This window comes from Aquimarina ulvae (assembly GCF_053613295.3).
On record NZ_JBSIBP030000002.1, the window covers coordinates 544949 to 560908 of the forward strand.

General features: G+C 31.9%; 16 protein-coding genes and 1 tRNA gene. 16 read left to right on the forward strand and 1 reads right to left on the reverse strand.

The genetic code is table 11. From position 1 onward, the window contains the following. The first annotated feature begins 50 nt into the window (after positions 1–50). A complete protein-coding gene (locus ACWGOQ_RS06035; RefSeq protein ID WP_452056030.1) occupies positions 51–851 on the forward strand; it encodes a universal stress protein in 801 nt (266 codons plus the stop codon). Between the two features lie 11 nt (positions 852–862). After that, positions 863–936 (forward strand) — tRNA-Ala (locus tag ACWGOQ_RS06040). Between the two features lie 103 nt (positions 937–1039). Here ACWGOQ_RS06040 and ACWGOQ_RS06045 read toward each other — a convergent pair. Then, a complete protein-coding gene (locus ACWGOQ_RS06045) occupies positions 1040–1822 on the reverse strand; it encodes a hypothetical protein (protein ID WP_452056029.1) in 783 nt (260 codons plus the stop codon). Positions 1823–2194: 372 nt separating this feature from the next. On the opposite strand from ACWGOQ_RS06045, the gene ACWGOQ_RS06050 reads away from it, so the two are divergent. The 14 genes from ACWGOQ_RS06050 to ACWGOQ_RS06115 all read left to right on the forward strand — a co-directional run bounded on the left by ACWGOQ_RS06050 (position 2195) and on the right by ACWGOQ_RS06115 (position 15959). Next, a complete protein-coding gene (locus tag ACWGOQ_RS06050; protein ID WP_452056028.1) occupies positions 2195–2350 on the forward strand; it encodes a hypothetical protein in 156 nt (51 codons plus the stop codon). Positions 2351–2472: 122 nt separating this feature from the next. Continuing rightward, positions 2473–4362, forward strand: coding sequence for a tetratricopeptide repeat-containing sensor histidine kinase (locus tag ACWGOQ_RS06055; RefSeq protein ID WP_452056027.1), 1890 nt, complete (start codon positions 2473–2475; stop codon positions 4360–4362). 14 nt (positions 4363–4376) lie between these two features. Next, complete coding sequence (locus ACWGOQ_RS06060) at positions 4377–5045, forward strand: DNA-binding response regulator (protein ID WP_452056026.1); 669 nt, start codon at positions 4377–4379, stop codon at positions 5043–5045. 243 nt (positions 5046–5288) lie between these two features. Then, positions 5289–5444, forward strand: a complete 156-nt coding sequence (locus tag ACWGOQ_RS06065; RefSeq protein WP_452056025.1) for a YegP family protein — start codon at positions 5289–5291, stop codon at positions 5442–5444. Positions 5445–5510: 66 nt separating this feature from the next. After that, complete coding sequence (locus ACWGOQ_RS06070) at positions 5511–6068, forward strand: hypothetical protein (RefSeq protein WP_452056024.1); 558 nt, start codon at positions 5511–5513, stop codon at positions 6066–6068. 3 nt (positions 6069–6071) lie between these two features. Then, a complete protein-coding gene (locus ACWGOQ_RS06075; protein ID WP_452056023.1) occupies positions 6072–7124 on the forward strand; it encodes a tetratricopeptide repeat protein in 1053 nt (350 codons plus the stop codon). Between the two features lie 13 nt (positions 7125–7137). Beyond that, a complete protein-coding gene (locus ACWGOQ_RS06080; protein ID WP_452056022.1) occupies positions 7138–8268 on the forward strand; it encodes a hypothetical protein in 1131 nt (376 codons plus the stop codon). Positions 8269–8275: 7 nt separating this feature from the next. Continuing rightward, positions 8276–8494: a hypothetical protein gene (locus ACWGOQ_RS06085; protein WP_452056021.1), complete on the forward strand. Its 219-nt coding sequence runs from the start codon at positions 8276–8278 to the stop codon at positions 8492–8494. A 122-nt stretch (positions 8495–8616) separates the two neighbouring features. Then, positions 8617–8853, forward strand: coding sequence for a hypothetical protein (locus ACWGOQ_RS06090; RefSeq protein ID WP_452056020.1), 237 nt, complete (start codon positions 8617–8619; stop codon positions 8851–8853). After that, positions 8853–9146 carry a membrane protein insertion efficiency factor YidD gene (gene yidD, locus ACWGOQ_RS06095; RefSeq protein ID WP_452056019.1) on the forward strand — a complete coding sequence of 98 codons (294 nt, stop codon included), beginning with the start codon at positions 8853–8855 and terminating at the stop codon, positions 9144–9146. Before ACWGOQ_RS06090 ends, yidD begins: the two co-directional genes overlap by 1 nt. Continuing rightward, positions 9139–10446, forward strand: coding sequence for a hypothetical protein (locus ACWGOQ_RS06100; RefSeq protein WP_452056018.1), 1308 nt, complete (start codon positions 9139–9141; stop codon positions 10444–10446). Before yidD ends, ACWGOQ_RS06100 begins: the two co-directional genes overlap by 8 nt. A gap of 5 nt (positions 10447–10451) precedes the next feature. Next, the gene (locus ACWGOQ_RS06105) at positions 10452–10841 is read left to right on the forward strand and encodes a hypothetical protein (protein ID WP_452056017.1); all 390 of its coding nucleotides are present in this window, start codon (positions 10452–10454) and stop codon (positions 10839–10841) included. A gap of 4 nt (positions 10842–10845) precedes the next feature. Further along, positions 10846–12381: a hypothetical protein gene (locus ACWGOQ_RS06110; RefSeq protein WP_452056016.1), complete on the forward strand. Its 1536-nt coding sequence runs from the start codon at positions 10846–10848 to the stop codon at positions 12379–12381. A 14-nt stretch (positions 12382–12395) separates the two neighbouring features. Continuing rightward, the gene (locus ACWGOQ_RS06115) at positions 12396–15959 is read left to right on the forward strand and encodes a hypothetical protein (protein ID WP_452056015.1); all 3564 of its coding nucleotides are present in this window, start codon (positions 12396–12398) and stop codon (positions 15957–15959) included. Position 15960 lies beyond the last annotated feature (1 nt).

Genomic DNA, 15960 nt, shown 5'->3' on the forward strand with positions numbered 1-15960 from the left:
CTGTTCAAAAATTGTAATTTTGTGTCCTGAAACACAAATCAAGCTTAGCAATGAAAAATATTCTTGTCCCTTTAGGGTTTTCACAAAATTCGATCAGTATCAGTCGACTTCAGTATGCGATTGATTTTGCAAAAGAACTTGGAGGAACAGTATATGCCGTGCAAGCATTTAAGGAGTTGCCCAGATCAGGAAGTCTTCCTTTGGTCAATGAAACACTCAAAGATATTTCGGCTTCTACGATGGAAGAAAAATTTGCTGAAGTTGATCAAAAAGGAGTACGTCTTATTGCGCTTCCTTTAGAAGGCGACTTATTGGAAGCGATCCCCGAATTTAATTTAAAACATTCTATCGACTTAATTGTTTTAGGGGCTGAAAGTGAAGACATAAAAGATCCTTATTATCTGGGAGAAACTTCTGGTAGTTTGGTAAAAAAGACAGAAATACCAATATTAGTAGTCCCAGAAAATTATGCCTTCAAACCAATATCCAAAGTTTTGATGGCCATCAAATCTGGTGTTATCAAAAAGCAAGATGCATTAGCTCCTATCAAAGAAATTTTGACTACATTTAACGCAGAAATGAAGCTTCTTCAGGTAAAAACAGCAGACTTTTTTCCAGAGGATCTAGCGTTTAAAAAAGACTTAGCGGAACTTATTACATCTTATAAGTCTTCCGAAAATGCTACTTTATTTCAGGGGGTTCTGGAACATCTTAATGAAAATAATCCTGATCTTTTATGTGTATTCAGACGTAAAAGAGGATTTTTTGGAAAACTTTGGGAAGAAAATACGATTCTGAAAAAAGATTTTGAAAGTAGAGTTCCATTATTAATACTCAAAGGTGCTAATTAACAACGAAATACGGGGATGTAGCTCAGCTGGCTAGAGCGCTTGACTGGCAGTCAAGAGGTCGTGGGTTCGAGTCCCATCTTCTCCACTAGTAATTCCAAGGCTTTGCAGAGTTTTATCTCGCAAAGCCTTTTTTCATGTGCATATGATTTGCATACGAAATAATAAGTTTTTACAAAGAATTTTGGTGATTATTGTTTGTTTTCAGTATCATTATCAATAAAAGAATTTGGTTTTAAAGTATGCTTAGGAACATATGTATTAATAATATACGGGGTAATTTTCTTTAGCGTTTCTCCATTGGTAGGATGTATCCCCGACGAGGTGAAATATTCAATTTCATCATTTCGGTTTTTATAATACCATATTAAAGGTTTCTTAGTGTCTTCAGAAAAGAACTTTGTCAGTATCGTCACTTCAACTTTCCTAAAACCTTTAAAACGTTTGGGATCATAAAGCTCTGTTTTTGTGCCTGAATCAGGATGGAATTCTATATCGCAAGAGATTTCTTTATAACTTGTTTCTACCCAAGCCATACATTTACTTGACATATTCTGCATGTTTCCCACGTTATTAACCTTATAAATAATAAAAATTGCTAGAAAAATTGATATTATTATTCCAATAGTTATTTCAAGATAGTATTTCTTTGGTGATTTTGTTATAGGAGGAGGATCACCTGTTGTACTTCTGCCTTTATTAATTGGGATCTTATTCTTTTCTACATATTCTCCATAATTTTCATATCCTAAATAGTTACAAAATAATAATACACTCTCATCTTGTGCTTCAACTTCTTTTAAATTTCCTTTTATATATCTATCATAAGCTCTTTCTAGCGTACGATAATTTATTTTTTCAATTTCATCTGCAATATGTTTTGAAAGCCCATACCGTGAGCGCGAAGTTGTTTCATTTTTGGCTTTATTAAACATCTCCTGAACTATTCTACCCACTATTTCTTGACTACTCATTCTTCTTACAGTAATAAATTAATAATTAGACAAATCTTAGACAATTACTATAAAAACTATGGTGTCTAAAAGCTGGCTAAAACAAGTCGAATCCCTGTCTATAACTACCTCGAAAGTATATTCTAGATTTGTATCAACAACAAGTTCTTGTTATGAAATGCTAACATAACAAATGTACAAAACTAGTTGCTACGGATTTCCGTAATGCGGTTGGTGTTCAGCCAATTGGAAAGTAGCTAAATGCGGCCGCTTCGGATTTTCACTTTCCAAAAACAAAGGAGTACTCCCTTTTTTAACGGATGCTGCAAAGCAAATATCCAGGCAAATGCCTGGACGGCATCCACTTTGTCTAAAGTGAAAATTTTTAAGAAAATGAAAACAATTTTTTATATACTGATAGCCTTATTTATGGGCGCGAACTTTACTTCTTGTTCTATTGACAACCTGGAAGAAACCGAAGAACTACATACAGATGTATTAGCCACAGAAGGTGAAGACCCGGAAATAGAGGATGAAGATGAAGGGTAAAACATACCCTAAAACAAATTAATTAGTAAATTAGAGGGATGAAACATTCTCTCTTTTTTGTTTTTATATTTATTCTATTATTTCCCTTCCAGAGCACTTCGTTATTTGCTCAAAAAACGACATTGAAAAGTATAGATAGTATTTCTGCATATTTCAATTTAACTGAATCAGACACTATTCCTGAAATTAAAAAATTAGAACATATTAATCAATATTTAAAAGAGGCATTCTTATATAAAAACGATTCTCTAGTCTATAAAGGCTTAATGCGAAAAACAAAAATATTGAATAAGCTAAAAAAGAGTGATAGTGCGATCTACTACTCTAAAATGTTATATGACTATGCAAAAGAAAACAAAAACCTAATTTTTCAGGAAAAAGCATTAACAAAGCTAGGAATTTACCATAAAAACAAAAATCAATTAGGTCAAGCTTTTGCTCATCATAATAAAGCTTTCAAAATTTCGAAAACTTCTTACGATAGTATAAACGCCAGTAAAAGCTTACTCTTTATGGCCAATATACAGAAAAGCCTTGGAGATCACATTGGTAGTAAAATAACTGCCACGGATGGCTTACGACACATAGAAAACACTTCGGAAACAAAAAGAATCAGCGGATTATTGCTCAATATTTCAGTAGCTTATAAAGAACAAAAAAACTTTGATAAAGCATTAGAATATAACACCAAAGCACTGTCTCTGGAAAAAGAATCTTTACTTATAGAAAAAATTGGAAAAAGTACTTTTTTAAAATTAAAAAGCGCAAAAGCTAATATTCTGGCTCTTCAAGGAAAATACAATGAATCTATTGATATTCTATCTAAGTTACTATTAGATTCTATCGTAATAAACGATCAAAAAGAATATGCCAGAGTAATCAGCAATCTAGGGTACACTAAATGGTTAGAAAATCCAAATAATGTCTCATCAGATTCCTTATTACAAAAAGCATTAACGATACGGAAAAACCAAAAAGATACCCAGGGGTTAATTGCCAGTAACATTCAATTAACCAAATATTATCTTAATACAGATAAAGAAAAAGCTTTGCAATATGCAGAAGCTGCATATCTCAATGCAAAAAAACGTAATGGTAGAACTGCAATCCTAGAAGCATTAGGGTTTGTTTTTGATTTGAAGGAAAATACTGCTGAGGAAGCTAAAATGTATCATTCAGTAAACGAAGAAATAAAAAGTATCAATCAAAACAATCGGAATTTATATGCCGATACTAAATATGAGAACGAAAAATTAGAAAAGGAAAATGCAGAAAAAGAAAAACAAGTTTTAAAAACTAAAAACCAAAATATTATCTATGTTTCCATATCTATCTTTTTACTATTATTGGCTGGATTCATAACTTATTTATTTAATCGCCGCAATAAAGACCTAAAACAAAAAGCGGTAAAATTAAAACAACAAAACAAGATCGACAAACTAGAAGCTTCATATAATGAACGTGTAAAATTTTCAAAAAAAATACATGATAGCTTTGCTGCAAACCTCTACAATACCATGGTATTGGTAGAAAACGATACCGATAAATCCCAAATATTAGATCAGTTAGATATCGCATATCATCAGAGTAGAGATTTCTCCAGAGATAATAGTGAAATTGATACAGGAGAAAATTATCCAAATGAACTATCCCAAATGTTACGTTTCTATCCTCCATCAACTTCGCAATCTTATATTACAGGTCTTCCCGATATCGATTGGTCTATAATTCCGTCATTAGATAAAATCGCATTATATACCTCTTTACAAGAGCTGATGATCAATATGAAAAAACATAGTCAGGCAACATTCGTGAAAATTGCTTTTACAAAAGATAAGCACTACCTAAAGGTAGATTACTATGATGATGGCGTAGGAGCTTCTAAAGAAGATATAGCAAATAAAAATGGGCTTAAGAATACGGAAAGCCGTATTAAAGCTATTAAAGGGACTGTTATATTTGATTCAGAAAAAGGAGCAGGCTTTACCGCCCAAATACAAATCCCAAATTAAAAGCACCTAATATCATGTTTAAAAAAGTTATCGTTGCAGAAGATTTTGGAAGTACAAATCAAGGTATTGTTCAAACATTAGATGAGAAACTAAAAATTCCAACTATTGCAAAAGAACAGTATTGTGATAAAGCTTTTAACAGGATTAAAATTGCACAGGAAAATAATATTCCATTTGAATTATTAATTACGGATATTTCTTTTAAGGAAACCCCTTTGATAGATCGAAAGTACACCTCTGGAATCGAACTTATTGATGCCATACAACCTATACAACCCAATATTAAGATCATTGTATATTCTATGGATGATAATCCAACAAAAATTAAGTCTCTTTTTAAAAGACAAAAAATCAATGGATATGTTTGCAAGGGACGTTATGGGCTGAAAGAATTGGTAAAAGCCGTACAATGCACATATGATAATGAAAAATACATCTCTCCAAATGTTGATCAAGCATTACATAATAATACCTTTGAGTTAGATAATTTTGATCTCTTAATTCTAAAAGAACTTGCAGATGGTCTCAATAAAAAAGAAATCGTCGAAAAATTAAAAAGCAATAAAATCTCTCCTAATAGCGAAAGTACGATCGAAAAACGAATAAATAGACTATCTGAGCATTTCGAAGCAAAAAACACCACTAATCTTATTGCGAAGCTTATTAAAAAAGGGCATTTATAATAAAGCACCAGTTAACAAATAAAATATATGATATCTCTTTGTCAGACCTCACAGGTTTTGGAAACCTGTGAGGTCTTTTCTTTCTTTATATCATAATGCTACAAATTTCAGTGTAAATAAAACCTTTTTGTCATCTCTTACAATCATTTTTCTATAAAATCCTCTCCCTTTACGGATAACCATAAAGAACTAGTTCCTAGTAGTTTTAAGTTTGAATAGTATTAATCTTTAAAAATTAAAATTATGAATGACACATGGGAATTTTACAAGGATAAAGCAAAAGAATGGAGATGGAGAAGAACGGCTTCTAATGGAAAAATTGTTGGAGCATCCGCTGAAGGATATAAAAACAAATCAGACTGTATAGAGAATGCTAGGCGTAATGGTTATCAAGGATAATCACTAGCAGATAGATTCACTTTCGAAAGTGAATCTATCTTATTCTAAAATCTAAATTCAATAAAAATGAGAACATATTTATATATACTACTGTTGTTAGTTTCGGCAATAACTTACTCACAAGAAAATCAAAAAATAGATAGTCTAATAAATAAAATTAAAACACTTGAGGAAGAGATAGATATTATTAAATCAGATATTCAAACAGAAATCAAGAATAGTGGCTATCTAATTAAAACAAAAAGTAAATCTTCACGATCAATAATAAAACTATTAGATAAAACTAATGGTAATGTAATAGACACTATTCCTAACAACGGAAATATCTTAATTTTTGATGAAACTAAAAGATTTTACAAAATAAAATCTAATAATAAGATTGGTTTCGTAAAAAAATCAAAACTACAGATTAAGGAAGTTATTGCATTAAAATATTTAACGTCTATTCCTAAGCAAAAAAGAAGATCAGGTCTTTCTAACTGGTATAATAAGTATAGCACATCAACGAAAAAGAAGAGTCTAAATTATTCCAAACCTGTCAAAGTAAGAGGTCATTACAGAACTACAAAGTCAGGAAAAAGAATCTATGTAAGATCACATACAAGAAAGCGTAGAAGAAATTAATAAATGACCCAAATTCCTAAAAACAAAAGTAAAGGTTGCCTTAAAGGATGTTTAATAAGTTTCTTAATAGTAATAGGAGCTTTTATCCTTTTATGCGTATTAGCCGTGATTTTAGTTCCCGATTCTAATAGTACTAATTATAAAAAGGCTAATCGCTTTTATGAGGAAGAAAATTATCATCAAGCACTAAAATTAGTTGATAAAACTATAAAAAGAGATTCTATGAATCCCAAGTATCATCTTTTAAAAGAAATGATTTTATCTGAATTACTAGATACGATCTCATCAGAAAAAGAGATTGCCATAGCTCAAACACTTTCTGATACTGATTCACTAAGGCAAATAGTGTTTAAAGAAATTGTTGACTGGAGAATTCAAAAGAATGATACAGCTAAAGCAGAGAAACTATTACAGTATTTTTTAAAACCAATAGAAGATCGTAATTTTAAAAGTCATGCTGATTCTTATTATTATGTATCGAATACAATGGCTATTCTTGGGAAACCTAAACAAGCAAGTACGGTTCTTGTCTCTTTTATTGATTCTATTCAGAAATTAAAAAATGATACAATTAATTTTAAGCGTGCACATTATCAAGTAAGTGAAGTACTTCTTACTCTTAAGGATACCATCCAAAGTATTACAGTCTTAAAAAAACTGATACAAGAATATCCCAATACGGCATTAGCTTATAAAAATTTGGGCGATACGTATTTTACTAAAAAATCAAATGAAAAAGCAATTCAATATTTTAAAAAACATATTGCTTTAGATACTTCTGATGTTTCAATCTATAGAAAAATTGGACAGAGTTATTTAAATTTAAGAAAAAAGAAAAGTGCCAAAAAGTACCTTAGAATTGCTACAGAAAAAGGAGACATAGAAGCTTGTAACAAACTTAGGGAACTCACTGCAAAAACCAGGTATCATACCAGAACCAAATGTTGTGATGGAACCACTTCAAGTAGTACAGGAAGAGGAACCTGTTCTCATCATAGAGGTGTTTGTGGAACCGAATATATCCCTTATAAAGAATATGCTATTCATTGTAACTAACTAAAACATATATATGAAAAAAATTGTACTCACACTTACATTGTTAAAATTCATTACTTCATTTGCTCAAGAAATACCAATCACCGTTTTGAACGCAACAACTAAGCTTTCTTTTGATCAAACAAAAGAAGTATATTATAGTTTTGCTAAAGACGATGAAATCATTTTTGATTTTGATATGGTCAAAGGAAAACATCTTAAAGAAATAGAAATAGCAGAATTACCAAATAATACGCTGTTCTCAGATTATAAAGTTCCTGAACTCCATAATAAGCGTATTCTTATACGAAATAAAGGAGTTTATAAATTTCGATTTTATAGTAGTTCATTAACCAATAGGATCTTTAAATATTCGATAAAAAGAGTTCCTTTAGATGCTACAACCAAAAACTTCAATACCAGTTGGAGGTGGAAAACTATTCGAGATACAATATATACTCGATATAAAGAAGATAGTCTGACAGGATATGAAACCCGAAAAATAAAAAAAATAAAAAAACGACTAATAAGAACAGATACTACCTTTATAGAATTATTTACCAGAAACGAACGAGTTCATTCCGAGTCCGCCATAAACAATTCTCAGTACTCATATATTCCTGTACATCTTCCTAAAAATAAATACTTCCCTAATTATCATAATCCCTATGAATCTACAGAAACAATAGCTTGGTCCTATTGGATAGGTGTTGGTCAAAAAGCTAAGGAAGATTATGAAGCTGCCAACAAGAAAATTTCTGATGGTTTCAAAGTTATAGGATCATTAACTGGGTATACTGCATTGGCTACTTTTGCCGCTACCGGAATTTCTATGTTTTCGGATACCGATATAGGTGATAATGTACACTATAAATTCATCACACAACTAAATGATGGCACGCAACGCATATTAGAAAGTGGTAACGGAGCTTCAGGTTTTGGTAGAAATACATCTTTATTACAGGGAGGTTTTTCGATAGAATTATACAATGATAATTTCATGCAGGGTATTAACGTACAAGTTAAACTTGTAGTAGCTCAAATTCATAAAATATGGAAGGACATAGAATATGAAGAAGAAATACAAGAACCTACGTATGTTACATTGGATAAAATTAGGATGGATATTAAAGAAACCAGAATACGAATTCCGGTTGAACAATGATTCCTTAATGAAAGATTATATAAAATTCGCAATACTGCTTTCTGTATTTGCATTGGTAAGCCATCAAAACGACACAAAAGTATATATCTGCAAAGGAAAACAAAGCAAGCGATATCATTACACGGAAGATTGTAGAGGTTTATCTCGATGTTCTACTAAGATATATAAAGTAACGCTATCAGAAGCAAAGAAACTGGGGAGAGATTTGTGTGGTTGGGAAGACTAATTGTACTGAGGTTAGTTAGAAAAAGAACGGCATAAAAACCGTTCTTTTTTGTGATTATGGTTTTCCGTAAAGAATAAATTCCCCGCATCCATAGCTTTGATGTATCACTAAAAAATCAAATTATGGAATATAAAGTAATCCCTTTTGTCGCTTCTGTTAGTCAAAACAAAACTGCATCAAAACAAGTTGCAGAACAATTAGAAGAAATCATCAAACATCATGCTAATTCTGGATGGAAATATATTCGATTAGAGAGTGTAACCACATTTGTACAACCAGAAAGCGGTTGTTTTGGATTGGGAGGAACTCCTGGATATACAACTTCTCGACAAATGGTTGTTTTTTCTAAAGCTTCCTAATGAAGATCCTTCTTTTATTAATTATTAGATCCTATTGGGTATTGATTCCCAAATCGAAACGAAAAAGATGTGTTTTTAAAAAAAGTTGCTCTCATTATGTATATGATATCACAAAACAAAAAGGGCTTTTTACAGGCATCAAAGCATTAAAATTTCGGTTTCAGCATTGTAGATCCGGATATCATATTCTCGAAATAGAGAAAACAAAAGTATTTGTATCTGCAAATCACAAAGTATTTAACCAAAAAGAAATTCATACCAGGATTTTCCATAAAGAGATCAACAATGAATAAAATAGTCACAAATAGTATTCTAATCAAATTAATACTCTTAAGTAATCTCGCATTTACGAGTAAAGGCTGTTCCCCATTAATACAATACGAATTCTCTCCTTATCAAAAAACAACTAAGGGAAAAAGAACTGTAGAAAGAGTTGATTTCTTTATGGAAACTTCTGCCAGTATGAAAGGGTATGTCAATTCACAAACTGCTGGAAATTATCCTTTAAAAGAAGTAGTTCCTTTTTTGATTACAGATCTGAATAAAATGTACTCTGATAGTTTACAACTATATACGGTTACCAACAGGCCTAATCGATATAAAGGAAGCATACAAAAATTCGAAAATCAACTTGGTAGCGGAACCATTCTAGGTGGAAGATCTTCTAAGTTACAACATGTATTCAGCCATGTGATAGATGCTGTTACGGAAAACTCTGTAAGTATACTCGTTTCAGATTGTATTCCAGATTTAGGAAGTGATGATACCAAAGCGAATAGCTCTAAAATCACTACAAAAATATATCAACACCTCATCAAAAAAGAAAATATAGGCGTTGCTGTTTTTCAATATCTCAGTGATTTTAACGGCACCTACTATTATGATCGACTCAATACCGGAAGTAGGAATCAAAGAAATAGACCTTATTACGATACGGTTCTAAAAAATCGCCCTTTTTACATCTGGATTTTTGGCAATAAGCAAGCTGTTAAAGAATTGGTGACCAAAGATATTTTTGACAACTATCATCAGTCGCATTTCTATAATATTCCAATGCAGGATATAACATATGAATTATTAGATGCCCCTAAAAAAGGAAAAATATCCATCAACACAGAAAATAATGTAGTACGAATTAAAGAAGTAACAGAAAAACGACCTGTACAATTTACCATCGGAATCAATTTACATCATCAAGCCACAGGAATTCGTAAACAGTTTATGAATCCAAATAATTATACGATCGAACCAGAGTACCTAAAAGAAACAACCTCCATTAAGGTAATTGACAAAAGCATGCTTTCTAAAAAAGGTGTTTCAAAGAATACCATTCAAGAGAAGAAGCTCACGCACTTTCTACAACCTACTTTTCATGACCTGGATCGCATTACAGAAAAGATTTCAATTACTCTTTACAATAAAACACCTCAATGGATCCAGCAAACAAATCTAGCCGATGACCTAGAAATAACTGCAGATTCATTGGCCTACAAAACCTTTGCTTTCAAAACTATCACAAAGGCTTTTGAAAGAGCTTTTAAAAGCAAAAACGACACCTTAGCAAATTTTAAATTCACCAAAAAACAACAATAACGATCATGGAAAATTTTTACTTTTTATTTGAAAGCACTTATTACTGGGAAACCTGGGATAATCGAGGGTACACTGTAGGATTCATGATACTCCTATTTTCATCGATACTCTACAACCTTCTATTTTATATAGTATTCGGTAGAAAAGGTATGCGATTTTCTACAATAAGTCGTTGGTTTCTGTTCGGAATGTATAATGTCTTAACCGTTTTTATCATATCCATTGCTATAGAGGGATTCTCCGTATTTGAATTAGCAACTTTGGGTGAATTCTATTATGAAATCTGGTTATTCGCTATGATTAACGCTTGCTACGCTTTTGTACTATACTTCCTATTATCATTAGCTTTTAAACGTTTTTCTATCTATTCTAAATTCATTCCAGTAAAATTCTAATATCATGTCTAAACCAAAATTATATCTCTTTGCTATTGGCGGTACTGGTTCAAGAGTACTAAAATCCTTGACCATGTTACTTGCCAGTGGATTCAAAGCTAACACCGAAAAAATCATTCCAATGATTATTGATACAGACATCAATAACGGAGATGTCGAAAAATGCAGGAAACTGATCCAGAACTATAATCAGATTCATAATACCATATATACCGGAGTACCCGAAGAAGAAGATCAAGGACATTTCTTTAGAACCAAGATTATGCCTCCTAAAGAAATGAATATTAGCGGTACAGATTACGGAACACTAAAGGATATGGTAGATTATAACGCTCTTTCATCAAAAAACATGAACACTACCAGAGCTTTATTTGATCTATTATATAGTAATGCTAATAAAGATATGCCACTGGAAAAAGGTTTTCTAGGTAATCCTAATGTAGGAAGTGTAGTTCTTAAAAACGTAGTAGAATCCTCTGAATTCAAAGAATTTACACAAGATTTTAAGCAAAATGACCGCATTTTTATCATCAGTTCCATTTTCGGAGGAACTGGAGCAGCAGGATTTCCGCTACTTATGAACGTCTTTAGGGATGAAAACAGTGGTTTAAATAATAAAACTTATATCAATAATGCAATCATTGGAGGCGTATCCGTACTCCCATATTTTCAGGTAGATGTAGAAAAATTTAATAGTGGAGACAGTGCAATTAACTCCAGCACATTCATCACCAAAACCAAAGCTGCTTTATCCTATTATAATAGAAACTTAAAACAACTCGTAAATACCATGTTTTATGTCGGGGATACCAGACAGAGTAGTTATGAAAATTTTGATGGTGGTATTGAACAAAAGAACCCTGCTAACTTTATTGAGTTAACTGCCGCTTCTTCTATTCTGGAATTTCTGGATTACGAACCCAGCGCAAGTACCAAAGAAGATCTTTCGCAAGCCTCTCGATTTTTTGAGTATGGAGTGAATCAAGATTCTGGAAGCTTGCATCTAACACATCTCAAGCAAGATGATCATATTAAACAATTATTACATTTTCATTATTACAACATCTATGTATCTGCCTATATGAATGATGCATTAACTAATGACAAGCTTGCTTGGAAAAATGAATTAAAGCTTTCTAACAACTACGACAAACAACCTTTTGTTAAGCAATTATCCTCTTTTACGAATCAATACTATTATCGATGGCTTATAGAGCTTTCCTTAGAAAAACATGATCGTAAATTCCTGCCTTTTGACTTATCTATTGTAAGTAATAAAGGAACACTTATCAAGGATATTTCAGGAATAGAACCTGCTAAAATCACAGTAGATGATAAAAAACTATTTACACTAGTTACCGGAATTCCTGCTAATAACAACAGTAATTTCTTTAAAAAAGATACCATTAAATATGATGAAGAATTTTCTAAAATAGCAAAAGATATTGCCGCCCAACCTCTAGGCAATAAAGAACGAGCTCTAAGTACCCTTATCAATCAAGGAATATCTAACATAGTTGAGGAACGATTTTCATTTTAAAAAGCTACAAAACCATGCCACATAAATTAAGTCTAATCAAAGAACAAGTTATTCCATCTACAGGTTGGAACCAATATCCCAACAATCCATACGATGAAGGAAAAATAGGAGACATTACGGATAACATAGGAGCATCAGAAGTACCGGTTACTTCTATCCCCTCTCCTTTTGCACAAATGCATTTATTCGAAACTTCGTTTTCTTTTGTGAATAAGGCATATATGAATTCTGGCAAAAATGTAGCTGCGCTATCGGGGAAAACAACATATCATAAATACATTTCGCATTGTCTGGATGTATTCGAAATACTTTTTTGCTACGATACCTTAAAACTAAAAGGAAAAATTGAAATAGAAGTATGGAAAAAAGAGGAGTTGGAGCGTTTAAAGCAAGATCATAATCCTGGTATCAGAACCTTTGCAGAAACCCTCAGAATCTTTATCGATAATTACAATAAAGATTCCAGATTTAGTAATAGAGGTATTACCAATGCTTTTAGTGAGTTCACATTGATTTTTTTAGATCACCACATTATTGCAGGAACTTCTCCATATACAGGATTTTTTACAGTTGGAGATGCAATCCCAAAAACCTTAAAAAGCAATTATAAGAACCGTCATTTCTTCTCTAATAATGAACCTCTGTACAAACGAAATCCGAATTTCCAGGAATTTATGAATGTCTTCTTTGCATCTAATCCTACCATTACGCAATCTTTTAAAGAAGTATATAACTATATTGAACATAACAGGAATCATATCGAAGACCAACAAGTTTTAAAAACTATTAATGGTCTAAATAGAAATCAAGTAGAAGAATATACAAATGAATATCAAATTCTAGAAATTAACAATCAAGAAATAAGCTTTTTAGGAGGCGCTATTCCTTTCATTTGCGATACATTCAATAGCCTCGAAGAAACCCGATCTATTAAAGATAGTGACTACATTATACAAACATCCAAGACCTTAAAAAACCCTCCTTTAGTACTATTAGAAGGCATATATAAAAAGCGTTGGAATTATTATGGTGATAATAAATTTACAGAAGATATTAAGTTATATACGAACGTACCTATCCAAAAAAGAAAGTTACCTCAATCCGTTATTGAATATCCTTGGATTACTAGAGATGATCTTCTTTCTAAACATTTGATACAATTAGATTATCCAACTAATACTGATAAATTCTGGTTACCTACTGGTAAAGTGGATAATGTGATACTCCCGATTAAAGAAACTTACTTTAACTATTTCACCTTAGCCGATCTACAAAAACAAATTTCTATTGAAAAGCTAAAAATGGGTGCAATTGTAGTTACTTTAGAAATTCCAGTAAAGGCTGATAAAGGAAAAGGAACTATTCGCTTTGAAAGAACTTATGATACTGTTAACCCAGAAACTATTGACAATGACGAATTCGGAGCATTGATAAAAACATCGATGGCATTTGGGGTCTATCCATTCTTTAAAGTGTCTGACACAAAGTATAATGATAAATACAAGATATTATCTTATCATCTTAAAGGAGAAGAAATAGCATACCAATTTATCAAAGAAGAGTTCACAAAACCTAAAGTAATCCGAATACCTTCAAAAACACATTCCAGAACACGAAGTAATGAGAAATATCCTTGCGTAACCAATTATCTAGACGTAACCACCATTCACAAAAATGAGCAAGGAGAAATACAATTGGATACAAAGACTGACGCTACTTTTGAAGCTATTCATGTTCGTATTAATAACACTGATAAAAATGTAACTTCAGAAGGTATTCTAATTCCTTTAATGGGAGAACCTATTCCATTAGCTAATGAAGATGCAGCTATTGCTTTTGATATTGGAACCAGTAATAGTTTTGTAGCTATTAAAACAGGGAATACGATAGAAAATCTATCTTCTTACAAAGGAACAGAACAAATGACAGATCCAGATATGGTGATGTTACATAAACCAAATCAAGAATTAGAGTTATCCAAAAAATATGAATTAGATCCTGTCAATCCTATCTACGGTGCAGCGCAGATCGCAGAGTTTTTGCCTACGTTAATAGGAAATGAAACGCTTTTCAGGTTTCCTATCCGATCTATTATTAATATTGACAACGACACCAACCCTGAACAAACAAATACTATAAATGTACTATCTAGCACTAATATTCCTTTTGGTTTTGGACAACGGGTATTACGTCGGGATTTTGATTTTGTGCATTCTAATATCAAATGGGGAGTAACAGATGGAACTAATATTGCAGCACAAAACAAACTAAAAGCATTTATAGAACAACTCATCTGGATGGGTAGAAACAAACTATTAAGTGAAGGGGTCAATCCCGGTACATCTAATTTATTATGGTTTAAGCCACTAAGTATGGGGAGTAATCAAATGACAGTTTTCAATGATATCTGGAATGAATTATACAGCAGTTATTACAGTAAATCATCAAACACAGAAAAGCTAACAAGTATTACAGAATCCTGGGCTCCTTATTATAGTTATGACAGAACTTTTGGCGCTGGAGAAATCTATATGAATCTCGATATTGGTGGCGGAACCACAGATATGATTGTGTTTGAAAATAATAAACCTGCTTTAACTACCTCTTTTAGATTTGCAGGAAACAGTCTTTTTGAGTCTCATAGTGGGCATGATCCTTTTGATAATGGTTTTGTATCCAAATATGAAGCCATTATGCGGAAGACTTTTGGTCCCGATTTTTCTAAAACAGATATTATTGATTATATCAAAAGTTCTAAAGGGTTACTATCTACTGATTTGATCAGTTACTTTTTTAACTATAAAGGATTTAATAAAAAACTGATGTTGGATAGTGAATTCAAATTACTATTTCTAATTCATAACAGTGCCATCTTTTATCACTCCTTTCAGATTCTCCAAATGAGTGGTATTCATAAATTTCCATCCTATATTGGAGTAAGTGGAAATGGAGCCAAGTTATTAGAGATTACTAACGGATCCAATGACTTAAATCGTTCTAAAGGTATCGCCAATCTTACACATCATATCCTGAAGCAAGTTTTTAATAAAGAAGAAATTCCATCAATAGAGCTCCAAATCTTACAAAACCCAAAAGAATCTACGGCTATTGGTGGTATTAAAGGTTTAGAACAGATAAAAGCAAATCCAGAAGCAGACACCAATAATTTTTATATCTCAGTAGGAAATGCAAAAGACTTGATTCTTGCTACAGATACCGATAAGAAGAAGACCGTTCAATATTCAAATTTTATACAAAAATCCGATCCCACAATACAAGAAGTAACCGAAAATGTAATCGATTTTTTTAACTACTTCTTTGATCAATTGTGGTTTGATGCTGACTTGATCAAAAACTTTGGGCTAGAGAAATCTTACAACCCAAAGAAATTACAACAATTCTTTTCTGACTCTTCTAAAATAAGTGATACCATTAGAGAAGTCATCAATCATAAAATAACGGTGGAGCAAGAATCTATACTAAGTGACTCTTTATTTTTCGAAGCTATAAAAGCATACCTATATGCATTCTCTAAGATCATTGTATCAGACAAAATAAACCAATTTAAAGGAATATAAT

Coding starts and splice junctions, on each gene's coding strand:
- ACWGOQ_RS06110 (WP_452056016.1), top strand. CDS start 10,846: ATGTCTAAACCAAAATTATATCTCTTTGCTATTGGCGGTACTGGTTCA.
- ACWGOQ_RS06070 (WP_452056024.1), top strand. CDS start 5,511: ATGAGAACATATTTATATATACTACTGTTGTTAGTTTCGGCAATAACT.
- ACWGOQ_RS06050 (WP_452056028.1), top strand. CDS start 2,195: ATGAAAACAATTTTTTATATACTGATAGCCTTATTTATGGGCGCGAAC.
- yidD (WP_452056019.1), top strand. CDS start 8,853: ATGAAGATCCTTCTTTTATTAATTATTAGATCCTATTGGGTATTGATT.
- ACWGOQ_RS06045 (WP_452056029.1), bottom strand. CDS start 1,822: ATGAGTAGTCAAGAAATAGTGGGTAGAATAGTTCAGGAGATGTTTAAT.
- ACWGOQ_RS06105 (WP_452056017.1), top strand. CDS start 10,452: ATGGAAAATTTTTACTTTTTATTTGAAAGCACTTATTACTGGGAAACC.
- ACWGOQ_RS06085 (WP_452056021.1), top strand. CDS start 8,276: ATGAAAGATTATATAAAATTCGCAATACTGCTTTCTGTATTTGCATTG.
- ACWGOQ_RS06065 (WP_452056025.1), top strand. CDS start 5,289: ATGAATGACACATGGGAATTTTACAAGGATAAAGCAAAAGAATGGAGA.
- ACWGOQ_RS06060 (WP_452056026.1), top strand. CDS start 4,377: ATGTTTAAAAAAGTTATCGTTGCAGAAGATTTTGGAAGTACAAATCAA.
- ACWGOQ_RS06115 (WP_452056015.1), top strand. CDS start 12,396: ATGCCACATAAATTAAGTCTAATCAAAGAACAAGTTATTCCATCTACA.
- ACWGOQ_RS06080 (WP_452056022.1), top strand. CDS start 7,138: ATGAAAAAAATTGTACTCACACTTACATTGTTAAAATTCATTACTTCA.
- ACWGOQ_RS06100 (WP_452056018.1), top strand. CDS start 9,139: ATGAATAAAATAGTCACAAATAGTATTCTAATCAAATTAATACTCTTA.
- ACWGOQ_RS06075 (WP_452056023.1), top strand. CDS start 6,072: ATGACCCAAATTCCTAAAAACAAAAGTAAAGGTTGCCTTAAAGGATGT.
- ACWGOQ_RS06035 (WP_452056030.1), top strand. CDS start 51: ATGAAAAATATTCTTGTCCCTTTAGGGTTTTCACAAAATTCGATCAGT.
- ACWGOQ_RS06090 (WP_452056020.1), top strand. CDS start 8,617: ATGGAATATAAAGTAATCCCTTTTGTCGCTTCTGTTAGTCAAAACAAA.